This is a genomic window from Leifsonia sp. Root1293 (assembly GCF_001425325.1).
Taxonomy (GTDB): domain Bacteria; phylum Actinomycetota; class Actinomycetes; order Actinomycetales; family Microbacteriaceae; genus Orlajensenia.
Map to the genome: position 1 here is coordinate 763,552 of NZ_LMEH01000002.1, position 26,017 is coordinate 789,568.

The following is a 26,017-nucleotide window of genomic DNA, read 5'->3' on the forward strand; positions in this document are numbered from 1 at the left end:
GAACGAGTGAGCAGTACTGAATCGAGCGCGGGGTCGGAGGCGCTTCGGCCGCGGACTTCGTCCGGGCCCCACCGAGCGGAGCCGTCGGCGCCTCGCCGAGCGGAGCCGTCTGCGCCTCACCGAGCGGACGCACCCGGTACGGCGACGCAGCCATCGCCGTGGGTGCTCGTCGGCCTCATCTCCCTCATCGTGCTGAGCGCCTTCGAGTCGCTGGCCATCATGACGGCCATGCCCCTGGTGACGGCGGACCTCGACGGTGCCAACGCCTACGCCCTCGCCTTCTCCGCGCCCATCGCCGCCGGCGTCATCGGCATGATCCTCGCCGGCGACTGGGCCGACAGGCGAGGTCCGCGCGCCCCGCTGTACGCGGCGGTCATCGCCCTCACAGTGGGCCTGCTGATCGCCGGGCTCGCCCCCTCGATGCCCGTCTTCATCGGTGGGCGCATCGTGCAGGGCATCGGCGGCGGTGCCATCACGGTGCCCATCTACGTGATCGTGGCGCGCGTCTACCCCGAGGTGCGGCATCCGCGCATCTTCGCGTCGTTCGCCGCGGCCTGGGTGCTCCCGTCCATCATCGGACCCGTCATCGCCGGCTCCGTGGCCGAGTCGGTCGGCTGGCGCTGGGTCTTCCTCGGCGTCGTGGCGCTGGTGGTCGCCGCGCTGGCCATGGTCGGCATCGCACTCCGAGGGCGACTGACGGATGTCGCCAGCACGGCGCCGCGCTGGACTCCGGTGCGGTTCGGCTGGTCGGTGCTGGCGGCCGCCGCCGTGCTCGCGCTCACCCTGACCGCCGAACTCGACGGCGCTGTGCGCTGGATCGTGGCCGTCGTCTCGGTGGTCGTGGCCGGCGTGGCGCTGGTTCCGCTGGTGCCGCGCGGCACGCTGCGCTCGGCGTGGGGACTGCCCTCGGTCGTGCTCGTGCGACTGCTCATGGCGGCCGCATTCTTCGGCGCCGAGGCCTACGTTCCCTACATGCTCGTGAAGCAGTACGACTACTCCGCCGCCTTCGCCGGCCTCGCACTCACCGGCGCGGGAGTGGCGTGGGCGCTCGGCTCCCATCTGCAGGGACGCGCGGGGCAGCGCATCCTCAGCGCCGATGTGGTCCGGTGGGGTGCGACGGGACTGTTCGCCGGCATCGTCATCGTCGGCCTCACCAGCGCACTGCACCTCTCTCCATTCCTCGCGATCGGCGGTTGGGTGCTCGCCGGTGTCGGCATGGGCTTCGGGTATCCCCGGCTCTCCGTTCTGACTCTCGAATATTCCGATGCGAGCAACCAGGGCGCCAACAGCTCCTCACTGGCCATCGCCGATGCGATCGGAGCCGCGGCGGCCCTCGCCGCCACGGCCCTCGCCGTGGTCACGGCTGCTGGAACCTCGGCCGAGGAGGCATCCGCCGCCCAGACCAGCGCCGGTTTCACTGCGGCCTTCGCTGTCGCGGCCGCCTGCGGCGTGCTCGCCGTTGCGCTGGGAGCGCGCGTGCGCCGTCGATGACCGACGCGGTATATGTGCGCGAAGCGGTGAAAGTGCGGCGTCGTCTGCGGCGCTGTCACACAATCCGCGCAATGTGACTGTCACATCGTGAACTTTCGCATCCGCCGCTCATGTGCATAATTGATCTGAGCTTTTCCATGTGAACGTGAACATCCGAACGGTCCGTCAATGTCGCCAGAGCCGCAGAAGGGGCGAGCGCCCTCGATCCGCGATGTCGCGCGCCTTGCGGACGTGTCGCACCAGACCGTCTCCCGAGTGCTCAACGGGCACCCGAGCATCCGCGACGAGACCCGCCAGCGGGTGCTCGATGCGATGGAGGCGCTGAAGTACCGCCCCAACCGCGCCGCCCGTGCGCTCGTCACCAGCAAGTCGCGCACCATCGGCGTGCTCTCGGCGACGACGGGCGAGTACGGCCCGTCGTCGAGCATCGCCGCCATCGAGGATGCCGCCCGCGAGGCCGGGTACTTCGTGAACACCGCGAACCTGGCCGCATCGACTCCCGCTGCGATCGTCGACGCCCTGAAGCACCTGGTGCTGCAGGACGTCGAGGGCCTGATCGTGATGGCGCCGCAGGTGCGCGTCTTCGACGTGCTCGCCGGCATGGCCCTCGACATCCCGTACGTGAGCCTGCAGTCAACGGGTCAGAGCGACCACCGAGCCCTTGCGGTCGACCAGATCGCCGGTGCCCGCGCGGCGACCCAGCACCTCATCGACCTCGGCCACGCCGAGATCGTGCACCTCGCCGGCCCACAGGACTGGATCGAGGCCGAGGCCCGCATGCGCGGCTTCCTCGACGCCATCATCGACGCCGACCTGCGCACGCACCCGCCGATCCTGGGCGACTGGACCGCCGACTTCGGGTACTACGCCGGGCGGGAGCTCAGCCGGTACCGGGACTTCAGCGCCGTGTTCGCTGCGAACGACCTCATGGCCATCGGTCTGATGCACGCCTTCCGGGATGCCGGTCTCGATGTTCCGCACGACGTGAGCGTCGTCGGCTTCGACGACATCCCGGTGGCCCAGCACGTGTCTCCGCCGCTCACAACCGTGCACCAGGAGTTCCGCGAGGTCGGGCGTCGCGCGGTGGCCCTGCTGCTCAGCGAGCTGCAGGGCGAGCCCGCGTCGGAGAGCGAGGAGATCGTGCCGGCCCTCGTCGTGCGCGGCTCCAGCGGGCCCGTGCATGCGGCCCTCCTGCATTACTGAGCCGTTACGAAAGCGTGACGCGGACTCAACTTGACACTGGTTCGTCGTGGAGGCACTATGAGACGCGATGTGAACGGTCACACGACAGTCACATCAGAAATTCCGACCCATCCCTTTGACATCGGAGTCAGCCCGTGAGCTTCATGTTGCAGCCCGGCCGCGCAGCGGCTGCCCTGCCCGTGACGGTGACGGACACTCGCGATGCGGGTGCGGCCGATTCCACGTTCAGCCACGGTTCGAAGGGACAGTCAAGCGATGCCGTCTGAGCAGCACCCCATCCTCGAGATGCGCTCGATCACCAAGGAGTTCCCCGGCGTCAAGGCGCTGTCGGAGGTCTCCCTCACGGTCAACGCAGCCGAAGTGCACGCAATCTGCGGCGAGAACGGCGCAGGCAAGTCCACCCTCATGAAGGTGCTGTCCGGCGTCTACCCCGCCGGAACCTACACCGGTGAGATCGTCTTCCGCGGCGAGAAGGTGGAGTTCAAGGACATCCGCTCGAGCGAGAACGCGGGCATCGTCATCATCCACCAGGAGCTGGCGCTCATCCCCGAGCTCTCCATCACCGAGAACATCTTCCTCGGCAACGAGCTCGCCCACCACGGCGTCATCGACTGGGTGGAGGCCAAGGCGAAGGCCACAGAGCTGCTCGCCCGCGTCGGCCTCAACGAGGACCCCGACCGCCAGATCAAGAACATCGGCGTCGGCAAGCAGCAGCTCGTCGAGATCGCCAAGGCGCTCAACAAGGACGTCAAGCTCCTCATCCTCGACGAGCCGACCGCCGCACTGAACGAGAACGACTCGCAGCACCTGCTCGACCTCATCCGGGGTCTCAAAGGCAAGGGCATCGCGTCGATCATGATCTCCCACAAGCTCAACGAGATCGAGCAGGTCGCCGACTCCATCACGATCATCCGCGACGGCAAGACCATCGAGACCCTCGATATCGCCGCAGGCGAGATCAACGAGGACCGCATCATCCGCGGCATGGTCGGCCGCAGCCTCGAGAGCCGCTTCCCCGACCGCACCCCGAACATCGGCGACGTGTTCTTCGAGGTGAAGGACTGGACCGTGCAGCACCCGCAGGTCGCCGAGCGCCTGGTCGTCAAGGGCTCGAGCCTGTACGTGCGCCGCGGCGAGATCGTCGGTCTCGCGGGCCTCATGGGCGCCGGACGCACCGAGCTGGCCATGAGCCTCTTCGGCCGCTCCTACGGCAGCTTCGTGTCGGGCACCATCGTCAAGGACGGCGAGGAGATCGAACTGCGCGACGTGTCGCAGGCGATCGACGCCGGCCTCGCCTACGTGAGCGAGGACCGCAAGGTGCTCGGCCTCAACCTGCTCGACGACATCAAGGCGTCGATCGTGTCGGCGAAGCTCAAGAAGATCTCCCGCGGCCAGGTCGTCGACGACATGCGCGAGTACGCGGTCGCCGAGGAGTACCGCAAGTCGCTGCGCATCAAGGCGCCGACCGTCGACATGGGGGTGGGCAAGCTCTCCGGTGGAAACCAGCAGAAGGTCGTCCTCGCCAAGTGGATGTTCACCGACCCCGACCTGCTCATCCTCGACGAGCCCACCCGCGGCATCGACGTGGGAGCCAAGTACGAGATCTACACGATCATCCAGGCACTGGCCGCGCAGGGGAAGGGCGTGATCCTCATCTCGAGCGAGCTCCCCGAACTGCTCGGCATCGCCGACCGCATCTACACCGTCTTCGAAGGCCAGATCACCGGTGACATCCCCGTGACGGATGCCAACCCCGAAACCCTGATGAAGAGCATGACCTCCGCACGGAAGAGAGTTCAGAACTGATGAGCACCGAAACCAGCTCGACGAAGAAGAGTGGCGGGTTCGCCGACATCAAGAAGATGTTCGGTGGCGGCCAGTCCAACCTGCGCCAGTTCGGCATCCTGGGCAGCCTCATCGTCATCATCCTGTTGTTCCAGGTGCTGACGAACGGACTGACTCTCTCCCCGACGAACCTCATCAACGTCGTCAACCAGTACTCTTACATCCTGATCCTCGCCATCGGCATGGTGATGGTCATCATCGCCGGCCACATCGACCTGTCGGTCGGATCCGTCGCGGCCTTCACGGGCATCGTCGTGGCGAAGGCCATGGCGGACTGGAACCTCCCCTGGCCGCTGGCGATCGTGCTCGGCATCGCCGTCGGTGCCGCCATCGGTGCCTGGCAGGGCTTCTGGGTCGCCTACATCGGTGTTCCCGCCTTCATCGTGACCCTGGCAGGCATGCTCATCTTCCGCGGTGGCAACCAGTTCATCGGCCAGTCCACCAGCGTCGCGGTTCCGTCGGAGTTCACCTACATCGGCGCCGGCTACATCCCCGACTTCGGTCCGTTCCCGTTCAGCACCGGAACGATGATCCTCGGCATCCTCGGCGCGGCCTGGATCGTCTACAACGAGTGGCACATCCGCCGCGTGCAGAAGAAGATGGGCTCCACCTCGTCGCCCGTCTGGGTCTCGGTCGTCAAGGTCGTGCTGCTCGCCGGTGTGATCCTCGCCGCCGCCTGGCTGTTCGCCACCGGTCGCGTCGGCACCAGCTTCCCGATCTCGGGCATCATCCTGGTCGCCCTCGTCATCCTCTACTCCTTCATCACTCGCAGCACCATCGGTGGCCGCCACATCTACGCCGTCGGCGGCAACCGCCTGGCCGCGACGCTCTCGGGCGTCAAGGACCGTCGTGTCGACTTCTTCGTCATGATGAACATGTCGGTGCTCGCCTCGCTCGCCGGAATGATCTACGTGGCGCGGGCAACGGCATCCGGCCCGCAGGACGGCAACGGCTGGGAGCTCGACGCGATCGCGTCGGTCTTCATCGGTGGCGCTGCGGTCTCGGGCGGTATCGGTACGGTCATCGGTTCCATCGTCGGTGGTCTGGTCATGGCGTTCCTCAACAACGGCCTCCAGCTGATCGGTGCCGGCGCCGACCTCGTGCAGATCATCAAGGGCCTCGTGCTCCTGATCGCCGTGGGTGTCGACGTCTGGAGCAAGCGCCAGGGTCGCCCGTCGATCTTCGGCATCTGGTCGCAGCGCCGCAAGGCCCGCGCCGCGGCCGACGAGCCCGTTCTCGAGTCGTCGGGCACCGTGCTGCCGACGAACGACAACGCCTCGGCCGAGTCGCTGCGCAGCTGAGCTCGCGGCATCCGGCCCCAAGACCTGCACCATCCCTCTCACCACCACCACCAAGAGAAAGTGAAATCAATGAAGAAGATCGCTTTGGCAACAGTCGCGGTTGCAGCCGCAGCTGCCCTCGCGCTGTCGGGCTGCTCGTCCGACCGCGGTGCAAGCACCGGCGGGTCCAGTGAAGCCGCCAAGGGCTTCGCCGCTGACTCGACCATCGGTGTCGCGCTCCCCGACAAGACCTCGGAGAACTGGGTTCTCGCCGGAAGCCTGTTCGAGAACGGCCTGAAGGACGCCGGCTACAAGGGCGACGTGCAGTACGCACCCGCCAGCAACACCGTCGCCGAGCAGCAGAACCAGATCTCGGCCATGGTCACCAACGGCGCGAAGGTCATCGTCATCGGCGCGAAGGACGGCAAGCAGCTCGGAACGCAGCTGCAGCAGGCTGCCGACGCCGGCGTCAAGATCATCGCGTACGACCGCCTCATCGAGAACACGCCGAACGTCGACTACTACGTCGCGTTCGACAACTTCAAGGTCGGCCAGCTCCAGGGCCAGGCTCTCCTCGAGGGTCTCGAGAAGCGCTCGGGTCACGCTGCCCCGTGGAACATCGAGCTTTTCTCGGGCTCGCCCGACGACGCCAACGCCGCCGTGTTCTTCAACGGTGCGATGGACGTGCTCCAGCCGAAGATCGACGACGGAACCCTCGTCGTCAAGTCGGGCCAGACCGATGTCGCCCAGACCGCGACCCAGGGCTGGAAGGCTGAGAACGCCCAGAGCCGCATGGACTCGCTGCTGACCTCGAACTACTCGAGCGACGCCATCGACGGTGTCCTGTCCCCGAACGACACGCTGGCTCGCGCCATCATCACGTCGACCAAGCAGGCCGGCAAGGACATCTCGAAGGTCACCGTCACCGGTCAGGACTCCGAGGTCGAGTCGGTCAAGTCGATCATGGCTGGAGAGCAGTACTCCACGATCAACAAGGACACCACCCTCCTGGTGGAGCAGACGATCAAGATGATCGGCGAGCTCCAGAAGGGCGACGAGGCCGAGGTCAACGACACCGAGCAGTACGACAACGGCGAGAAGGTCGTTCCCGCTTACCTGCTCGCTCCGGTCATCGTGACCAAGGACAACGCAGCCGAGGCGTACAAGAACAACCCCAACCTCCTCGAGATCGTGAACGCCGCTTCCTAAGCAGCGCTCCCGCGTCACGAACGGCCCTCGCTCCCTCGGGAGCGGGGGCCGTTCCGCGTTCCCGACGTACCCCTCTTAATGCGCGCGCAGGTCACAGCTTGATCACGGTGCACGATCGAGACCTGAACCACTTGCATTCCGCCCGTTCGTTAGCGCTAACATGGACGAAGGCTGTTAGCGCTAACGACGCGGCGGCTCCGACGCCGCCGTCCCGTGGTGCGTCGGTGAGCATCACGACGAAGGAGTTGCCACGGTGGCATCAGCATCCGGCCAGGAGAGCATCACGCGCTCCGTCTTCACCGCCGAGATCGAAGCAGCCATCGAGCAGGTGCGTTCCGACGTCGCCTCCCTGCACTCCGAACTCACGCGCTACGGCCTCATCGTCTGGACCGGCGGCAACGTGTCGGGCCGTGTTCCCGGAGCAGACCTCTTCGTCATCAAGCCGTCGGGCGTCTCCTACGACGACCTCGCCCCCGAGAACATGATCCTCTGCGACCTCGACGGAACCGTGATCGCCGGCACCCCGGGCTCGGATCGCAGCCCGTCCAGCGACACCGCGGCGCACGCCTACGTCTACCGCAACATGCCCGAGGTCGGTGGAGTCGTGCACACCCATTCCACGTTCGCCGTGGCCTGGGCCGCACGCAACGAGGAGATCCCGTGCGTGATCACGGCGATGGCCGACGAGTTCGGCGGACCCATCCCCGTCGGCCCGTTCGCGATCATCGGCGACGACTCGATCGGCCGCGGCATCGTCGAGACCCTCTCCGGTCATCGCTCCCGCGCCGTGCTCATGGCGAACCACGGCCCGTTCACCATCGGCACCGACGCGAAGGACGCCGTGAAGGCTGCCGTCATGGTCGAGGACGTCGCCCGCACCGTGCACTACGCCCGTGAGGCCGGACCTCTCGTCCCCATCCCGCAAGAGGCCATCGACCGCCTCTTCGACCGCTACCAGAACGTCTACGGGCAGTCGGGGGATGCACGCCGATGAGCGACGACATGAGCACCACGGATGCCGCCCGCGCGGCCATCCTCGACGGACGCACCTCTCTCGGCATCGAGTTCGGTTCGACCCGCATCAAGGCCTGCCTCATCGGCGAGGACCCGAGCGATGTGCTGGCCGTCGGCAGTCACGAGTGGGAGAACCAGTTCGTCGACCGCGTCTGGACCTACTCCCTCGACGCCGTCTGGGAGGGACTCCAGGCGGCCTACGTTGATCTCGTCGCTCAGGTGCGCAGCAACCACGGAGTCGAGCCGGCGACCTACGGCGCCATCGGCGTCTCGGCGATGATGCACGGCTACCTCGCCTTCGACGCCTCCGACGAGCTGCTGGTGCCGTTCCGCACCTGGCGCAACACCTCGACGGGTCCGGCGGCCGCCGAGCTCAGCGAGAGCTTCGGCGTGAACATCCCGCTGCGCTGGTCGATCGCCCACCTGCACCAGGCCGTGATCGACGAGGAGGCCCACGTCGCCGACGTCGCCTTCTTCACCACCCTCGCCGGCTACGTGCACTGGAGGCTCACGGGCCGCAAGGTCATCGGGGTCGGCGACGCCTCCGGCATGTTCCCGATCGACTCGGCGACCTCCGACTACGACGCCGACCTCGTGGCGATCTACGACGGCCTGGTCGCCGACCGTGCACCAGCACTCCGCGTCGCAGAACTGCTGCCCGCTGTTCTCGTCGCCGGCGAGGCCGCTGGAACGCTCACCGTCGACGGCGCCGCGCTCCTCGACCCCTCGGGTGCCCTGCAGGCCGGCATCCCGCTCTGCCCGCCCGAGGGCGATGCCGGCACCGGCATGGTGGCCACGAACTCGGTCGCACCGCGCACGGGCAACGTGAGCGCCGGCACCAGCATCTTCGCCATGGTCGTGCTCGAGGCCCCACTGGCTCAGGTGCACCACGAGCTCGACCTCGTCACCACGCCGGCCGGCGACCCCGTCGCCATGGTGCACTGCAACAACGGTGCCAGCGAGCTCGCAGCCTGGGTGAGCATGTTCTCCCGCTTCGCTGCCGCATCCGGAACCCCGGTCGACACCGATGCCGCCTTCGGCGTGCTGCTGCGCGAAGCCCTCGACGGAGAGGCGGATGCCGGCGGCATCATCGCCTACAACCACCTCGCCGGCGAGCCGATCGCCGGCCTCACCGAGGGCCGCCCCCTCGTCGTGCGCACCCCCGACAGCAGGCTCACTCTGGCGAACTTCATGCGCGCGCAGGTCTACGGCGTCTACGGCACCCTCAGCCTCGGCATGCGCGTGCTCGCCGACGAGGGCGTCTCGATCGACCGCATGTTCGCGCACGGAGGCATCTTCCGCACGGCGGGGGTCGCCCAGCGGCTGCTCGCCGGTGCGCTCGACGCTCCCGTCGCCGTCGGTGAGACCGCCAGCGAGGGCGGCGCGTGGGGCATCGCGGTGCTGGCGTCGTACCTGGCAGAGCAGTCGCGTGCCGCATCCGGAACCGGCTCGGCAACCGGCTCTGCAACCGACCTCGGCACCTACCTGAACGAGCGCGTCTTCGCCGACGCCGGGTTCGACACCGTCGCTCCCGTCGCAGAAGACGTCGCCGGCTTCGCCGCCTTCCTCGACCGCTATCGCGCCGGCCTCGCCGCAGAGGCCGCCGCCGTGCAGGCGCTCTGACCGAGCGACCGACCACGCACCGACAACCGACACCGACCACTCACCTGGAGACCAGCACATGACCCGCACCACCCTCACCACCTCGCTCGAGCACTACGAGGTCTGGTTCCTCACCGGAAGCCAGGGCCTGTACGGCGAGGAGACGCTGCGTCAGGTGGCCGAGCAGTCGCGCGCCATCTCCGACGAGCTGGGTGGCGGCGTGCCGGTGAAGGTCGTCTGGAAGCCGGTGCTCACCGATTCCGACAGCATCCGTCGCACGGCCCTCGAGGTGAATGCGGCAGACAACGTGATCGGCGTCATCGCGTGGATGCACACGTTCAGCCCCGCGAAGATGTGGATCGCCGGCCTCGACGCGCTGCAGAAGCCGCTGCTGCACCTGCACACGCAGGCCAACGTCGAGCTGCCGTGGGGCGAGATCGACTTCGACTTCATGAACCTCAACCAGGCCGCGCACGGCGACCGCGAGTTCGGCTACATCCAGACCCGCCTGGGCATCGCCCGCAAGACCGTCGTCGGCCACGTGTCGAACCCGGCCGTGCAGCAGCAGGTCGAGACCTGGCAGCGCGCGGCGGCCGGCTGGGCGGCATCGCGCACCCTGAAGCTCGCCCGCTTCGGCGACAACATGCGCTACGTCGCCGTGACCGAGGGTGACAAGACCGAGGCCGAGCTGCGGTTCGGCGTTCAGGTCAACACCTGGGGAGTCAACGAGCTGGCGGATGCCGTCGCCGCGGCATCCGAGGCCGACATCGACGCGCTCGTGGCCGAGTACGAAGAGCTCTACGACGTCGTTCCCGAGCTGCGTGCAGACGGCGACCGCCACCAGAGCCTGCGCGACGGTGCCGCGATCGAGATCGGGCTGCGCTCGTTCCTCGAGGAGGGCGGCTTCGGCGCCTTCACCACGAGCTTCGAGGACCTGGGCGCACTCAAGCAGCTGCCCGGCCTCGCCGTGCAGCGCCTGATGGCCGAGGGCTACGGCTTCGGTGCAGAGGGCGACTGGAAGACAGCCATTCTGGTGCGCGTCGCGAACGTGATGGGCTCCGGCCTTCCCGGTGGCGCGAGCCTCATGGAGGACTACACCTACGACCTCGTTCCGGGCAACGAGCGCATCCTCGGCGCCCACATGCTCGAGGTGTCGCCGTCTCTCACGACGTCGAAGCCCACGCTGGAGATCCACCCGCTCGGCATCGGAGGCAAGGACGACCCCGTGCGCCTGGTCTTCACGGCCGACCCCGGCCCCGCCGTCGTCGTGGCGCTCTCCGACATGCGCGACCGCTTCCGCCTCACGGCGAACGTCGTCGAGAACGTGTCGGCTCCCGAGCTGCCGAAGCTGCCCGTCGGACGCGCCGTCTGGAAGCCGGCTCCCGACTTCGCCACGAGTGCCGCATGCTGGCTCACCGCCGGCGCAGCGCACCACACAGTCATGTCGACAGCCGTCAGCGTCGACGTGTTCCGAGATTTCGCCGAGATCGCTCGCACCGAGCTTCTCGTGATCGATGAGACCACCACCCAGCGCGACTTCGCGCGGGAGGTGCGCTGGAACCAGGCGTACTACCGTCTGGCACAAGGCCTGTAAACGCAACACCCAGCACCAAGAGCACCACACAACTCAACAACCCGCCGCACGGCCATCCGGCCGAACGGCAATCAAGATCCGGTGATTCATGGACGACACCGGATCCGCACCTCACCCAGTGAACAACGGTGTCCATCAGTGAAAGGAAACACAGTGAAGACCACCAAGAAGGTTCTTCTCGCAACGCTGGCAGCGGGCTCGATGCTCGCTCTCGCGGCCTGCTCCGGCGGCGGCGCCGGCGGCGGCGCCACCGAGGGTGCCAAGGGAGACGGCGGCCTCATCGGCGTCGCGATGCCCACCAAGAGCTCCGAGCGCTGGATCCAGGACGGCAACGCCGTCAAGGAGCAGCTCGAGGCCGAGGGCTTCAAGGTCGACCTGCAGTACGCAGAGGACGACATCCCCACGCAGGTCTCGCAGATCGAGAACATGATCACCAAGGGTGCAGAAGCCCTGATCATCGCTTCGATCGACGGCACCACGCTCACCAGCGTCCTGCAGGAGGCAGCCGACCAGGAGATCCCCGTGATCGCCTACGACCGCCTCATCCGCGACAGCGAGAACGTGGACTACTACGCCTCGTTCGACAACTACAAGGTCGGCGTGCAGCAGGCCAACTCGATCCTCAGCGGACTCGGCCTGGTCGACCTCGAGGGCGCGCCCGTCGCTGACGCACCCAAGGGACCGTTCAACATCGAGCTGTTCGCCGGTTCGCCCGACGACAACAACGCCACGTTCTTCTGGAACGGTGCGATCGACACCCTGCAGCCCCTGATCGATGACGGAACCCTCGTCGTCAAGAGCGGCCAGACCGACTTCCAGCAGGCGGCGACGCTGCGCTGGGACGGCGAGGTCGCACAGAGCCGCATGGAGGACATCCTCACCAAGAGCTACTCCGACGGCTCGAAGGTCAACGCTGTGCTCTCGCCCTACGACGGTCTCTCGCGAGGCATCATCTCGGCTCTGACCGACGCCGGCTACACCGTGGGCGCCGAATGGCCGTTCATCTCCGGCCAGGACGCCGAGCTCGACTCGGTCAAGGCCATCAACTCCGGTGAGCAGTACGCCACCATCTTCAAGGACACCCGCAAGCTCGCGGTCGTGGCCGTGGACATGGCGACCGCCCTGCTGAACGGTGAGAAGCCCGAGGTGAACAACACCGAGGACTACGACAACGGCAAGAAGGTCGTTCCGTCGTACCTGCTCGAGTCGCAGATCGTCGTCAAGGACAACATCAACGAGGTCCTCGTCGACAGCGGCTACTGGACCGAAGAGGAGATCAAGGGCTAATACCCTCGATCACCCGATCGTCCCGATGATCGACTGAAGCGTGTCGGGGCCTGCGTACGAGTACTCTCGCAGCAGGCCCCGGCCCGCCGACGTCGAACCACCACTCCCGTCCGTCACCGGAGCATCCGGCGAGGAAGTCAGGAAAACGAATGACGAACATTCTCGAGATGCGAGGCATCACGAAGACGTTCCCCGGCGTGAAGGCGCTGTCCGAGGTCACCCTCGAGGTCGCCCGGGGCGAGGTTCACGCCATCTGCGGCGAGAACGGCGCCGGAAAGTCCACGCTCATGAAGGTGCTCTCGGGCGTCTACGGGCACGGAACCTACGAGGGCGACATCGTCTTCGAGGATGAGGTGGTGGAGTTCAAGGACATCACCGACAGCGAGGCCAAGGGCATCGTCATCATCCACCAGGAGCTGGCACTCAGCCCCTACCTGTCGATCGCCGAGAACATCTTCCTCAACAACGAGGTCAAGGGCCGCGGCGGACTCATCGACTGGAACAAGACCAACCACGAGGCCCAGACGCTGCTGCACCGCGTCGGCCTCCGTGACAACCCGACGACGAAGATCATGAACATCGGCGTCGGCAAGCAGCAGCTCGTGGAGATCGCGAAAGCCCTCTCGAAGCGCGTGAAGCTGCTCATCCTCGACGAGCCGACAGCGGCACTGAACGACGAGGACTCCGATCACCTGCTCGACCTGATCCTGCACCTCAAGGAGCAGGGCATCACGTCGATCATCATCAGCCACAAGCTCAACGAGATCAAGAAGATCGCCGACACCGTCACGGTCATCCGCGACGGCAAGTCGATCGAGACGATCGCCAAGGCCGACGTCTCCGAAGAGCGCATCATCAAGGACATGGTCGGTCGCGACCTCGAGCACCGCTACCCCGAGCACACGCCGAACATCGGCGAGGAGCTGCTGCGGGTCGAGGACTGGACCGCCCACCACCCGCAGGACACCTCGCGCGTGATGGTCGACAACGTGAACATCACGGTGCGCGCCGGAGAGATCGTCGGCATCGCCGGCCTCATGGGCGCGGGCCGCACCGAGTTCGCCATGAGCCTGTTCGGTCAGACCTACGGATCGCGCATCTCCGGCAAGGTGTTCAAGCGCGGCAAGGAGATCAAGACCCGCACCGTGTCCGAGGCGATCGAGAACGGCATCGCCTACGCCACGGAGGATCGCAAGACCTACGGCCTCAACCTCATCGAGGACATCAAGCGCAACATCTCGATGGCCTCGCTCGGCAAGTTGGAGAAGTACGGCCTCGTTCACGACAACGAGGAGTTCAAGATCGCCAACGAGTACCGCACCTCGATGAACATCAAGGCGCCGAGCGTGCTCGTGAAGACGGGCAAGCTCTCGGGCGGCAACCAGCAGAAGGTCGTGCTGTCGAAGTGGATCTACTCCGACCCGGATGTCCTCATCCTGGACGAGCCCACCCGCGGCATCGACGTCGGTGCGAAGTACGAGATCTACACGATCATCAACAGGCTGGCGGCAGAGGGCAAGGGTGTCATCGTCATCTCCTCGGAGCTGCCGGAACTGCTCGGCATCTGCGACCGCATCTACGCCCTCTCGGAGGGACGCATCACCGGTGAACTGCCCATCGAAGAGGCGACCCCGGAATCCGTACTCAAGCTCATGACCATGGAGAAGCCCCGCTAGCGCCGCCGCTGGCCCGCTTCCGTCCACGCACCTTCCAGAGGAGACATCACCATGTCAGATCCCAACGCTCCACTTCAGACCGAGACCAGGCTCGAGGGCGGCAACCTCAACCCGATCGACAACAAGTTCACCCAGCGCCTCAGCCACATCCTGAGCGACCTCGGCAAGAACGGCATCTTCATCGCCCTCATCATCGTGGTGGTGCTGTTCTCGTTCCTCACCGACGGCATCCTGCTGCGACCGCAGAACATCTCCAACCTGATCGTGCAGAACGGATACATCCTCGTTCTGGCGATCGGCATGGTGATGGTCATCATCGCGGGCCACATCGACCTGTCCGTCGGATCGGTGGCCGCCTTCGTCGGCGCCTGTTCCGGACTGTTCGCGGTCACCTGGGGCATGCCCTGGTGGCTGGCCGTCATCCTGTCGCTCGCGATCGGAGCCGCCGTCGGTGTCTGGCAGGGCTTCTGGATCGCCTACGTCGGCATCCCAGCGTTCATCGTGACGCTGGCCGGCATGCTCATCTTCCGAGGCCTCGCCCTCGTCGTGCTCGGCAACGCCAACATCGGCTCGTTCCCGACCGAGTACCGCGCACTCGGCAACGGCTTCGTGAACGGCATCTTCGGCGAATCCGATCCCGACATCTTCACCCTCGGAATCGGTGCGCTGGCCATCGTCGCCCTGATCGTGCAGCAGCTGCGCACCCGCCGCGGACGCCAGAAGTACGGCCAGGAGGTGGAGCCGATCGTCTGGTTCATCACCAAGCTGGTTCTCGTCTCGGTCGCCATCGGCTTCTTCACCTACGCGCTCGCCTCGTACAAGGGCATCCCGGTCACGCTCATCATCCTGGCCGTGCTGGTCATGGTCTACGGCGTGGTCATGAACCGCTCGGTGTTCGGTCGCCACATCTACGCGATCGGCGGCAACCGTCACGCAGCCGAGCTGTCGGGCATCAAGACCCGTCGGGTCGACTTCTGGCTGTTCGTGAACATGGGCTTCCTCGCCGCCCTCGCCGGACTCATCTTCACCGCTCGCCTCAACCTCGCCGGCCCGAAGGCAGGTGACGGCTTCGAGCTCGAGGCCATCTCCGCCGCCTTCATCGGTGGAGCAGCGGTGCAGGGCGGTGTCGGCACCATCGGCGGCGCCATCATCGGTGGTCTGATCATCGGTGTGCTGAACAACGGCATGTCGATCATGGGTATCGGCATCGAGTGGCAGCAGGCCGTGAAGGGCCTCGTGCTCCTTCTCGCCGTGGCCTTCGATGTCTACAACAAGCGTCGCTCCGGCGGCCAGTAGGTCCCTCCTCTGTGGTGGTGGTGGGACGGCGGCGGCCGGGCTGAGGAAGTCCGGCCGCCGTTGGCCGCTTCACCGCGGGAGCGAACATTCTGATGGATCTCGAGGGGGAGAGTCGCGATGACCGACACGGATGCCGCACGCGCTGACGCAGCGGTGACCGCTGAGCCGAGCGCTGCCGGTGCGGGATCCGTGGGTTCCTCGTCGACGGGCGCGCCCGGGCGAGTGGCGGCATCCGTTCAGCCCGACGAGAACCGCGGCCGTGCGGCCACCATGTTCGACGTGGCTCGAGTGGCCGGGGTCTCGCACCAGACGGTCTCGCGGGTGCTGAACAACCTGCCGGGAGTGCGGGCCTCCACCCGGGTGCGCGTCGAGCAGGCCATGACCGAGCTCTCGTACGTGCCGTCGCCCGCCGCTCGCACGCTCGCATCGCGACGATCCCAGACCATCGGCCTGATCCAGGCCGGGCGCCCCGACTACGGTCCGTCGAACGCCGCGCTCGCGTTCAACGAGGCGGCGCACGCTGCGAACTACACGGTGACCCAGGCCGGGATGCGCGAGATCGACGCCGACTCGCTGCGCGCGGCCGTGCAGATGATGGTGCGCCACAACGTCGAGGCCATCGTGCTCATCTCGGGTGAGCGCAAGGCGCTCGACATCATCCGCGGCATCGAGCGCTCAGTGCCGTTGGTCGCGGTCTCGTCCGAGGAGCTCGACGGCTTCCACCGTGTGGCGATGAACCAGTACGAGGGCGCACGCCAGGCCGTGGAGTACCTGATCGGCCTGGGGCACGCCGACATCGCGCACGTCGCCGGTCCGGCCGACTCGATGGATGCGACCGAGCGTGTGCGGGCCTGGAGCGACACCCTCGCAGCCCATGCCCTGCCGCAGCGCCCCGCGATCATCGGCGACTGGCAGTCGACGAGCGGATACGCGGCCGGGCGCGCTCTGCTCGGTGCGAGAGACGCAAGCCATCCGCTCCCCACTGCCGTGTTCGTCGGCAACGACCAGATGGCCCTCGGGGTGCTGCACGCCTTCCGGGATGCCGGCGTGCGCGTTCCGGGCGAGGTGAGCGTGATGGGCTTCGACGACATCCCAGAGGCCGCGCACTTCGCGCCACCACTCTCGACCATGCGGCAGGACTTCAGCGGGCTCGGACGCGACATCATGGCCGTCGTGCTCGACGTGCTCGTCGACGAGCAGAAGGCCGGCGACCGTGCCGGACGGGTCTCGGAGATGGTCGTGCGCGAGAGCACGGCGCCGCCGCGCACCGGGGCGCCCCGCTCCGCGCGCTGACGCGCGACCGGGATTGTTCAGCCGCCGGCCGGCGCGTCAGTCGCGCTTCGGCAGCTCCTGCAGCGTCCACGTGTTGCCGTCGGGGTCGGCGAAGGTGACGAAGTTGCCCCACGCCTGCGGGTCGACCTCGGACGCCTCGACGCCGTTCGCGAGCAGATGCGCGCGCGCCTCGGCGGCATCCGGAACCACGACCTGGATCGTGTTCTGCTGGCCGGGCTCGAGCTGCACGCCGAGGCCCGTTCCGAATGCGATCGAGCACGCCGAGCCCGGGGGAGTGAGCTGCACGAAGCGCAGGCCCTCGAACGGCGTCTGGTCGTGGTCGAGGGTGAAGCCGACCTTGTCGACGTAGAACTCCTTGGCCCGATCGACATCGGTCACCGGCACGAAGATGAGCTCGATCTTCCAATCCATGGCGATACTCCTTTGTATATGGCGGGGATGCGTTTCACCGTAGTCCGCACCACCGACAGAGGGAATGGCGAGCGGATGCCGCCAGACGAGAAGAACGGCGGTAACGCGGCATCCGCGCACGCCCCCGAACGGGCGCCGAACACGCCCGCGCGTCGTGCAGGCGCAGTGTCGGTGGGTGGTGGAAGAGTGTGCAGCACAACACAACATGTAGGGGTCGGGCGCTGCAGCAGCACTAGACGGCGACACGGCGCGACACGCCCGGTGCAATTCCACAACACGTGGATTTCCCGAAATGGGGGCTGTGGACAACTCGCTCCCGAAGGCCGGAAACAAGCCGATCCGCATCAGCCAGCCTGTTGAAAACAGGTGAATTACTTGTGGAGAACTACACGAATGTAACTACTGCATCTTGTGGGCGTTCCTTTCGGGAAGCACTAGATGTAGTATTGAAGTACAGCAAGACAACAACTCAGAACGAGCCAAAAGGGGTCAGAGAAATGACGGTAACGGTCTACACGAAGCCTTCGTGTGTTCAGTGCACGGCCACGTACCGCGCTCTCGACGCCAAGGGCGTTGAGTACGAGGTTCTCGACCTCTCGGTCGATGAGAACGCTCTGGCCGCCGTCAAGGAACTCGGCTACCTGCAGGCCCCGGTCGTCATCACCGACGAAGACCACTGGTCGGGCTTCCGCCCCGACAAGATCAGCGAGCTGGCTTCGCGCCTGGCCTGATCCCGCCGCATCCGTTTCTCGGTATCGACGCAGCAATCGAATATCCGCGTCACCGGAGAACAAGGAGGATGCCGGTGGTCACCATCAACGCGCCCCTTTCGCAGGGCCGCCCCACGAACGCAGCCGGCGTTGACGTCGCCGGCAACGGAGACACTAACGCGACCGGCAGCACCGTCACCAACGCGGCGGCTGGCGGCAATGACCACGTCAACCTGGTCTACTTCTCGAGCGTCTCGGGCAACACGCACCGATTCATCCAGAAGCTGGGCCGACCGGCAGCACGCATCCCGCTGTACCCGCGGGACGCTCCGCTGACCGTGCACGAACCCTACGTGCTCGTTCTTCCCACCTATGGCGGGGGCGACGGGGACGGCGCAGTACCCAAGCAGGTCATCCGCTTTCTCAATGATCCGGGCAACCGGATGCTGATCCGCGGCGTGATCGGCGCAGGCAACACCAACTTCGGCGAGGGCTACTGCCTCGCCGGGGACATCATCGCGGCGAAGTGCCACGTGCCGCACCTCTATCGATTCGAAGTATTCGGAACACCCGACGACGTCACCGCCGTCAACGAAGGATTGGAAGCATTTTGGTCAACGCAACTGACAGCGGCGTAGCCGTGATCGACGCGCCACGCGTGGGCATGGACTACCACTCGCTCAACGCGATGCTCAACCTCTACGGCGATGATGGGCAGATCCAGTTCGACAAGGATCGCGAGGCCGCGCGGGAGTACTTCCTGCAGCACGTCAACCAGAACACCGTCTTCTTCCACTCCCTCAAGGAGCGCCTCGACTACCTCGTCGAGAAGGAGTACTACGAGGCAGCAGTGCTCGACCAGTACTCGTTCGGGTTCATCACCAAGCTCAACGACCTCGCCTACTCGAAGAAGTTCCGCTTCGACACCTTCCTCGGTGCCTTCAAGTACTACACGAGCTACACGCTCAAGACCTTCGACGGCAAGCGCTACCTCGAGCGCTTCGAAGACCGCGTCGTGATGACCGCGCTCGGTCTCGCCCAGGGCGACGAGACCCTCGCCGTGAACCTCGTCGAGGAGATCATCGGCGGCCGGTTCCAGCCGGCCACCCCCACGTTCCTCAACACGGGCAAGGCGCAGCGCGGTGAGCTCGTCTCCTGCTTCCTGCTGCGCATCGAAGACAACATGGAGTCGATCTCGCGCGGCATCAACTCCGCCCTGCAGCTCTCCAAGCGCGGTGGCGGCGTTGCCCTCTCGCTCTCCAACATCCGCGAGGCCGGCGCCCCGATCAAGCAGATCGAGAACCAGTCCAGCGGCATCATCCCCGTGATGAAGCTTCTTGAGGACTCCTTCAGCTACGCCAACCAGCTCGGTGCCCGCCAGGGTGCCGGCGCCGTGTACCTGAGCGCGCACCACCCCGACATCATGAAGTTCCTCGACACCAAGCGCGAGAACGCCGACGAGAAGATCCGCATCAAGACGCTGTCGCTCGGTGTCGTCGTTCCCGACATCACCTTCGAGCTCGCCAAGAACGGCGAGGACATGTACCTGTTCTCCCCGTACGACGTCGAGAAGGTCTACGGCCTGCCCTTCGGCGACATCTCGATCAGCGAGAAGTACCGCGAGATGGTCGACGACCCGCGCATCAAGAAGACCAAGATCAACGCCCGCGAGTTCTTCCAGACCCTCGCCGAGATCCAGTTCGAGAGCGGCTACCCCTACATCGTGTTCGAAGACACGGTGAACAAGGCGAACCCCATCAAGGGCCGCATCAACATGTCGAACCTCTGCAGCGAGATCCTCCAGGTCAACACCCCCACGACCTACAACGAGGACCTCAGCTACAACGTCATCGGCAAGGACATCAGCTGCAACCTCGGTTCGCTGAACATCGCCCTCACCATGGACTCGCCCGACTTCGGCCAGACCGTCGAGACCGCCATCCGTGGCCTCACCGCCGTCTCGAACATGAGCCACATCGCATCCGTTCGCTCCATCGAAGACGGAAACGACAAGAGCCACGCCATCGGCCTAGGCCAGATGAACCTGCACGGCTACCTCGCTCGTGAGCGCATCTACTACGGCTCCGAAGAGGGCATCGACTTCACGAACATCTACTTCTACACGGTGCTGTTCCACGCTCTGCGTGCCTCGAACAACATCGCCAAGGAGCGCGGTGAGACCTTCGTGGGCTTCGAGGACTCCAAGTACGCGTCGGGTGAGTTCTTCGACAAGTACACGGATGCCGAGTGGCTGCCGTCGACCGCCCGCGGCGCCGAGCTGTTCGAGCAGTCGGGCGTGCACATCCCCACGCAGGACGACTGGCGCGAGCTGAAGGCATCCATCCAGCAGTACGGCATCTACAACCAGAACCTGCAGGCCGTTCCGCCCACCGGATCGATCTCGTACATCAACAACTCGACGGCGTCGATCCACCCGATCGCCGCGAAGATCGAGATCCGCAAGGAAGGCAAGCTGGGCCGCGTGTACTTCCCGGCGCCGTTCATGACGAACGACAACCTGGACTACTACCAGGACGCCTACGAGATCGGTGCCGAGAAGGTCATCGACACCTACGCCGCGGCAACGCAGCACGTCGACCAGGGCCTCTCGCTCACGCTGTTCTTCAAGGACACCGCGACCACGCGTGACATCAACAAGGCGCAGATCTACGCATGGAAGAAGGGGATCAAGACGATCTACTACATCCGTCTGCGTCAGATGGCCCTCGAGGGCACCGAGCTGGAAATGTGCGTCTCCTGCGCGCTGTGATCTAGCGGCCGGCGCATTCGTCTCAGTGAAACGGATGCGCCGGCACTCCTCGCTGGTCGAGTAGCGCCGACGAAGTCGACGCGTATCGAGACCACGCCCCGCACGAACCGCACCACCCCACACGACCCGAAGCATCCGTTTCGAAAGAAGAGAACCCCATGACCCCCGACAAGCTCAAGCTGGTCTCGCACGTCGAAGCGATCAACTGGAACAAGATCCAGGACGACAAAGACGTCGACGTGTGGAACCGCCTCGTGAACAACTTCTGGCTGCCCGAGAAGGTGCCGCTGTCGAACGACATCCAGTCGTGGAACACGCTCACTCAGGAGGAGCAGACCCTCACGATGCGCGTGTTCACGGGTCTCACCCTGCTCGACACGATCCAGGGCACCGTGGGCGCCGTCTCGCTGATTCCGGATGCGATCACCCCGCACGAGGAGGCCGTCTACACGAACATCGCGTTCATGGAGTCGGTTCACGCGAAGAGCTACTCGTCCATCTTCTCGACGCTGTGCTCGACGAAGGAGATCGACGAGGCGTTCCGTTGGAGCGTGGAGAACGAGAACCTTCAGAAGAAGGCCGCGATCGTCATGGAGTACTACCAGGGCGACTCCCCGCTGAAGCGCAAGATCGCCTCGACGCTGCTCGAGTCGTTCCTGTTCTACTCGGGCTTCTACCTGCCCATGTACTGGTCGTCGCGCGCCAAGCTCACCAACACGGCAGACCTCATCCGTCTGATCATCCGTGACGAGGCCGTGCACGGGTACTACATCGGCTACAAGTTCCAGAAGGGTCTTGAGAAGGTCAGCCAGGCCGAGCGCGACGAGCTGAAGGACTACACCTTCAGCCTCATGTACGAGCTCTACGACAACGAGGTGCAGTACACGCAGGACCTCTACGACGGCGTCGGTCTCACCGAAGACGTCAAGAAGTTCCTGCACTACAACGCCAACAAGGCCCTCATGAACCTGGGCTACGAGCCGATGTTCCCGAAGACGGTGACGGATGTGAACCCCGCCATCCTCTCGGCGCTCTCCCCGAACGCCGACGAGAACCACGACTTCTTCTCGGGCTCCGGCTCCTCGTACGTGATCGGCAAGGCCGTGTCGACCGAGGACGAGGACTGGGACTTTTAGTCTTACGCAGGCTCCCCGGAGAGCAGTCGCCGCTGAATGAGAGGTTGCAGATGACGTCCGTAGGCAGCATCGCCAGTTCATCAGTGGTCAAGTTCGAAATGGCATCAGCTAGCGAAACTCTGGCGGGGCTTGCGGCGGCGCGGTCGTCGTTGATGGGTTCTGACGCGGTCAAGAGTATGCAGTCGATGGTGACTGGGCTTGCGGCGGCGCAGTCGTCGTTGGCGGCTTCTGACGCGGTCAAGAGTATGCAGTCGATGGTGRCTGGGCTTGCGGCGGCGCAGTCGTCGTTGGCGGCTTCTGACGCGGTCAAGAGTATGCAGTCGATGGTGGCTGGGCTTGCAGGTGCGAAGTGGGCGACCGATGCCAAGCTTGCAAGCCTCATCTCAGGGTTTGCGGAAGTGTCTCGGACTCCGGCCGACCGATTCGGCGCCCTCCAGAGTGCTCTGAGCGAGTCAGCTCAGGTGGAGGCAAGTCTCCGAGCAGTCGTGGATGCGACCCAAATGCGCGGGTCGTTCGGGCTCGACTACGGTCTGATCCAGGGAGCTGCCACTCGCTTGGGCAGGGCGATTGACGAAGACCCAGAATTTGACGAGACTATCGCGCCTAGAATCGCGAGCGTCCTCGATCTGGGGGGACTTACTGACGTAGACGTAATCGACTTCAGTAATGCGTTAGGCATATGGGACCGCATGCGCGGACATCGTGTTTCAGGGACCGGTCTGATTCTCGCGTTCACGGTGTGCCTCGCCACGTACGTAGTCGGACTTGGGGTCGGTGACCTTAATCCGATTCCGTCAGTTGTCTGGGGCGGTGCAACCTATGTCGCGGTATCGGCACGTCGCGATAGATAGTCGTAGTGAGCGAGATGCGGAATAAGAACCACACCGAACCCGAGCAGGGTGAAGGGCGCGGCTGGCAAGGTCCCCATCGCCGCCTGGCCGCAGGCGACGCATCCTCGTGTCGGAGCGATTGCACCCGAACCACCGATGGTGCGTGAGGCTACAGTGGCGCTGTTCGGTCGATCATCCAGACCGAGCGCTGTGAGGTGGAAAACTACCACCTCAGCATCATGCAGGAGCTCTATTACAACGACCACATTCTTCGCAGGACCTCTACGACGGCATCGGTATCACCGAAGACGCGAAGAACTTCCAGAGGTCAAAGTCAAGAACGCTCCTCATTGACCGGGGCTGCGAGCCGATGTTTCCGAAGGCTGTGATGGATGTCACCCGGCCACCACATCGGTGCTCTCCTGCTGACGAGCCACATCGATTCGTTGATGCAGCGTGATCGGTGCCGAGCAACAGCACGACAGAATGCCCCCGGAGATCTCCGGCGGCGTTCTGTCGGGCCGCGGTCAGCTCTGAGGCGTCGCGGGGTTGTTTGAGAGAGTTCGAAGGAGTCCGGCTGCGTTCAGTAGCTGTGTTGCCGAGTCGTCGCTCCCGCCGCTCTTTGATCCGACGGTCAAGTGGGCCTGCAAGACCATCTGTCCCATGAGGGTCATGAACCGCTGCTTTTCGTCAGGATCAGTGATCTCGCCGCTGTAGGAGATCATCGTTCCCATGGCGGTCGAGAGGTCCCGTGCACGCTGGGCGGCCTGGTCGCGCGATCGAGCTCGGGCAAGCAAGACGCCTGCAAACGAGGCCAACGCTGCTGTTGAAACGAGATGGATGCCGATCTCTTCGATGGACGAATAGTTGGGTCCCACCTTCAGGTAGTTCAAGATCACGGGAAGGACGGCCACCAACGCAGCCGCACCGAGCACACAGAGCCCTATGATCCACGCTGATCTTGACTCTCTCGAGTTTCGCTCGGCGTCTTCCACAAAGAGTTCACCCACCGCGCCGGACCTCACCGAGGAGACCAAAAGGTTGGCCTGCTTGGCATTAGTTTCGAGGTCATCACGCGCACGTTGGATGCCCTGGGTCGCTTCACTCGCCGCTGCGACTAGCTCGGATTGCGCCATGCGGGCTGACGCGACGAGAGCGTTGATCTCCTGCAAACGTGAACTGGCCTGCGCAACGGGTTCGGGGTACCAGGCCGTTGGAAAGACCGTCATAAATTGCAAGCCAAGCTCAGCCTGCCCTTGTGCAAGTAGATTCCATGCCTGGCCCACAACGTCGACCCCTCCCAACCATGAAGCTGCCCACGGAAAAAGTTCAGGAAGGCGATCCGCCAGCTGCGGGATCGCCGGTAGGTGTGCGACTGCATTGTTGAACGTGTGAACCGCCTGGCTCGGAATCCCGAGTTCAGCAGCCCGGACTGCCCACGTAACGCTCTCGTCTATGCCGGCTGGGCCCTGCTGCATGAGCAGCCACGCGAGAAGTGCTGCGGCCCAGGATTGACCATCTTGAGCCTCTGGGCGCAGGAGGCTGAGGGCAGCTTCCTGATTGCCTTGGTTCCACAACTGCTGGGCTTGAGAGAACGTAGCGACATCGTCGGCATTCGGTACAGGTTGTCCCGGGAAGCTAGTCATGTGATGAGAATAGATGCGAACTTCCCTGGCATCAGGGATTTCACAACTCGAGATTTGAACCTGACAGCGGCTCGTTCTTCTAAGCGTTTGCATGCCATACGTCAATCAGCCGCCGGTGTTTAGAAGGCCTTTCGCGTCGATGCCCTATTCGGGAATCGACGACGTTATAGAGGCGCCTCGGTCGCCAAATCTCACGTAGGGATGACGAGGCAGGGTCAGATCTCCTCGAAACGGCCGATCCCTACGGTTATGCTGCATTCGAGACCGTTCACGCCGAGCACAGTGCTTCGATCGAGTCGCCGCACTACCGGGTGATCTTCTTCGCGCGTGGCGTCATCCAGCGAATCGTTCCCACCCTCGTCGCCGCGATTTGCGGGAGCTGGCGGCACGGGTGGCCTCGCAAGGGGCACCACGGGCTGGGGGTCGAGCGACCGCGGCGGTGTGAGCGAAGAGTTCCGCGAGCGGGTAGGCAGGAGCGCGGCAAGCAATCGAGACATCCGTCGCAGAGAACGGGAGGGTGACCGGGAGGAGTGAACTGCGCTTGGCTGCCGACGTCAGCGACAGGTCTGCGCACCGGTACTTGGGGCGCTTCGCTGCCGAGAACGCCGACGATGTCGTCAACGGTTGACGTCAACACCGAACTCATTGGATGGGTACCTGCGCCGGGGCCTGAGTTACCATTCGTATCGGTGTGCCAAGTCCGAGATCACATCCCCGGTAATTGCCAGGATCCCCGCCAGCGGCAACAGCATCAGCAGGAAGTACGGCTTCATGCTCAACCCCTCACGCCGCGCTCGAAAGCCAAGAATGAAAAGAAGGACGATTACGCCTAGCATCCCTGCTACAGCGAGGACTCCGATTGCGTTCGTCACGTTCGCAAGAATCTCTGGAACCGCAAGGTAGCCAAACACCACGGCGAACAGCCACGCGACGAACACAACCAAGAGCCCAGATGTCGTTCGGGTAGCGACATCCCGCCAGAAGGCCTGGTCTCGCCACCAGGCCGCCGGCCAGGTCCACCAATGGTCACGGGGATTCTCTGGTGTCATTTTTTCCTCTGCCACGACAACACGGTACTGCTGGTTGCGTTCTCATCCGCTAGATGAAGCCAGCCCGGTCACGGTGCGCTGGAAGGGCTGGCGTCGGATCCCCCAATCCAGACAATCCGGCCTGTGCGAATGCATCCCGGAACGGCGCGGTCCGCGTTGTGCACCTAGACTCGGCGGCCGTGATTCGCCATTGCGGCGACGGGAGGCGCCATGCCCGCAATATCTACACTTGTGCTGCTCAGTGACGCATGGCATCTCCGCTTCGCTGGCATATTCGAGATGGTCACCACGCGCGCGGGCGACCCTGTCGCCGCGCTCGAAGTTGCTAACCAGTGGCGACACGAGCAGTTGATGGCACTGCGGTTCGAGTCAGTATCTTTCGCCACAGACGCCAGCTTGCATACCGCTGTGCAGAAGTTGTTCGCACGGATCTCACTGACATCCGACAGCGTTTCGACGCCGCTCTTAGACGATCTGATCAACGATATGGCTGAGGTGGTGTGGAGTCGTATTGGGACGCAGGGTGATGAGCAATGGGCGTCGGATCCGTTCTGGAAGCCGCCCGTCCAGCCTCTTCAAGACATTGTTGACCAAGCTGTCGCCGAAGGTGCGATCACTCCCGAACAAAAAGTTCATTCTGGAGCCGCTCACCTACGCCGATGGTGAAACACGAAA

21 protein-coding genes are annotated in these 26,017 nt (G+C 64.8%); 18 read left to right on the forward strand and 3 right to left on the reverse strand.

Annotated features, from left to right (window positions below; translation table 11 throughout):
- Window positions 1-162 precede the first annotated feature (162 nt).
- The 12 genes from ASC59_RS15405 (at window position 163) to ASC59_RS15460 (ending at window position 16,790) form a co-directional block, all read left to right on the forward strand.
- A complete protein-coding gene (locus ASC59_RS15405) occupies window positions 163-1,491 on the forward strand; it encodes an MFS transporter (protein ID WP_157488174.1) in 1,329 nt (442 codons plus the stop codon).
- Window positions 1,492-1,659: 168 nt separating this feature from the next.
- Entirely contained in the window at window positions 1,660-2,694 is a 1,035-nt protein-coding gene (locus ASC59_RS15410; RefSeq protein WP_055824746.1) for a LacI family DNA-binding transcriptional regulator, read from the forward strand.
- Window positions 2,695-2,949: 255 nt separating this feature from the next.
- Window positions 2,950-4,500, forward strand: coding sequence for a multiple monosaccharide ABC transporter ATP-binding protein (mmsA, locus tag ASC59_RS15415; protein ID WP_055824748.1), 1,551 nt, complete (start codon window positions 2,950-2,952; stop codon window positions 4,498-4,500).
- Window positions 4,500-5,840: a multiple monosaccharide ABC transporter permease gene (gene mmsB / locus ASC59_RS15420; RefSeq protein ID WP_055824750.1), complete on the forward strand. Its 1,341-nt coding sequence runs from the start codon at window positions 4,500-4,502 to the stop codon at window positions 5,838-5,840. The genes mmsA (ASC59_RS15415) and mmsB (ASC59_RS15420) overlap by 1 nt, the downstream gene beginning before the upstream one ends.
- A 69-nt stretch (window positions 5,841-5,909) precedes the next feature.
- Entirely contained in the window at window positions 5,910-7,028 is a 1,119-nt protein-coding gene (locus ASC59_RS15425) for a substrate-binding domain-containing protein (RefSeq protein WP_055824751.1), read from the forward strand.
- Window positions 7,029-7,308: 280 nt separating this feature from the next.
- The gene (locus ASC59_RS15430; RefSeq protein WP_055825737.1) at window positions 7,309-8,022 is read left to right on the forward strand and encodes an L-ribulose-5-phosphate 4-epimerase; all 714 of its coding nucleotides are present in this window, start codon (window positions 7,309-7,311) and stop codon (window positions 8,020-8,022) included.
- Complete coding sequence (locus tag ASC59_RS15435) at window positions 8,019-9,665, forward strand: xylulokinase (RefSeq protein WP_055824753.1); 1,647 nt, start codon at window positions 8,019-8,021, stop codon at window positions 9,663-9,665. Before ASC59_RS15430 ends, ASC59_RS15435 begins: the two co-directional genes overlap by 4 nt.
- A gap of 58 nt (window positions 9,666-9,723) precedes the next feature.
- Window positions 9,724-11,238: an L-arabinose isomerase gene (gene araA / locus ASC59_RS15440; protein ID WP_055824755.1), complete on the forward strand. Its 1,515-nt coding sequence runs from the start codon at window positions 9,724-9,726 to the stop codon at window positions 11,236-11,238.
- A 201-nt stretch (window positions 11,239-11,439) separates the two neighbouring features.
- On the forward strand, window positions 11,440-12,525 hold the full coding sequence (chvE, locus tag ASC59_RS15445; RefSeq protein ID WP_055825740.1) for a multiple monosaccharide ABC transporter substrate-binding protein: 1,086 nt from the start codon (window positions 11,440-11,442) through the stop codon (window positions 12,523-12,525).
- A gap of 149 nt (window positions 12,526-12,674) precedes the next feature.
- Window positions 12,675-14,201, forward strand: a complete 1,527-nt coding sequence (gene mmsA / locus ASC59_RS15450; protein WP_055824756.1) for a multiple monosaccharide ABC transporter ATP-binding protein — start codon at window positions 12,675-12,677, stop codon at window positions 14,199-14,201.
- Between the two features lie 51 nt (window positions 14,202-14,252).
- The gene (gene mmsB / locus ASC59_RS15455; RefSeq protein WP_055824758.1) at window positions 14,253-15,497 is read left to right on the forward strand and encodes a multiple monosaccharide ABC transporter permease; all 1,245 of its coding nucleotides are present in this window, start codon (window positions 14,253-14,255) and stop codon (window positions 15,495-15,497) included.
- A 117-nt stretch (window positions 15,498-15,614) separates the two neighbouring features.
- Window positions 15,615-16,790, forward strand: coding sequence for a LacI family DNA-binding transcriptional regulator (locus tag ASC59_RS15460; RefSeq protein WP_082513731.1), 1,176 nt, complete (start codon window positions 15,615-15,617; stop codon window positions 16,788-16,790).
- A gap of 36 nt (window positions 16,791-16,826) precedes the next feature.
- On the opposite strand, the gene ASC59_RS15465 is transcribed toward ASC59_RS15460, so the two are convergent.
- Window positions 16,827-17,201 (reverse strand): VOC family protein, encoded by a 375-nt coding sequence (locus ASC59_RS15465; RefSeq protein WP_055824760.1) that lies wholly within the window; start codon window positions 17,199-17,201, stop codon window positions 16,827-16,829.
- A gap of 497 nt (window positions 17,202-17,698) precedes the next feature.
- Here ASC59_RS15465 and nrdH point away from each other — a divergent pair, with 497 nt between their 5' ends.
- From nrdH to ASC59_RS15490, 5 genes are all read left to right on the forward strand, one after another.
- Complete coding sequence (gene nrdH / locus ASC59_RS15470; protein ID WP_055824762.1) at window positions 17,699-17,932, forward strand: glutaredoxin-like protein NrdH; 234 nt, start codon at window positions 17,699-17,701, stop codon at window positions 17,930-17,932.
- 212 nt (window positions 17,933-18,144) lie between these two features.
- A complete protein-coding gene (gene nrdI, locus ASC59_RS15475; RefSeq protein ID WP_055825747.1) occupies window positions 18,145-18,549 on the forward strand; it encodes a class Ib ribonucleoside-diphosphate reductase assembly flavoprotein NrdI in 405 nt (134 codons plus the stop codon).
- A 26-nt stretch (window positions 18,550-18,575) separates the two neighbouring features.
- Window positions 18,576-20,681 carry a class 1b ribonucleoside-diphosphate reductase subunit alpha gene (gene nrdE / locus ASC59_RS15480; RefSeq protein ID WP_055825750.1) on the forward strand — a complete coding sequence of 702 codons (2,106 nt, stop codon included), beginning with the start codon at window positions 18,576-18,578 and terminating at the stop codon, window positions 20,679-20,681.
- Between the two features lie 158 nt (window positions 20,682-20,839).
- On the forward strand, window positions 20,840-21,817 hold the full coding sequence (nrdF, locus tag ASC59_RS15485; RefSeq protein WP_055824765.1) for a class 1b ribonucleoside-diphosphate reductase subunit beta: 978 nt from the start codon (window positions 20,840-20,842) through the stop codon (window positions 21,815-21,817).
- A gap of 83 nt (window positions 21,818-21,900) precedes the next feature.
- Window positions 21,901-22,668 (forward strand): hypothetical protein, encoded by a 768-nt coding sequence (locus tag ASC59_RS15490; RefSeq protein WP_157488176.1) that lies wholly within the window; start codon window positions 21,901-21,903, stop codon window positions 22,666-22,668.
- Window positions 22,669-23,174: 506 nt separating this feature from the next.
- On the opposite strand, the gene ASC59_RS17305 is transcribed toward ASC59_RS15490, so the two are convergent.
- Both ASC59_RS17305 and ASC59_RS15500 read right to left on the reverse strand, forming a co-directional pair.
- Window positions 23,175-24,293, reverse strand: coding sequence for a hypothetical protein (locus ASC59_RS17305; RefSeq protein ID WP_157488178.1), 1,119 nt, complete (start codon window positions 24,291-24,293; stop codon window positions 23,175-23,177).
- 674 nt (window positions 24,294-24,967) lie between these two features.
- A complete protein-coding gene (locus ASC59_RS15500) occupies window positions 24,968-25,357 on the reverse strand; it encodes a hypothetical protein (RefSeq protein WP_157488180.1) in 390 nt (129 codons plus the stop codon).
- A 264-nt stretch (window positions 25,358-25,621) separates the two neighbouring features.
- Here ASC59_RS15500 and ASC59_RS15505 point away from each other — a divergent pair, with 264 nt between their 5' ends.
- The gene (locus tag ASC59_RS15505; protein WP_157488182.1) at window positions 25,622-26,008 is read left to right on the forward strand and encodes a hypothetical protein; all 387 of its coding nucleotides are present in this window, start codon (window positions 25,622-25,624) and stop codon (window positions 26,006-26,008) included.
- Window positions 26,009-26,017: the final 9 nt, after the last annotated feature.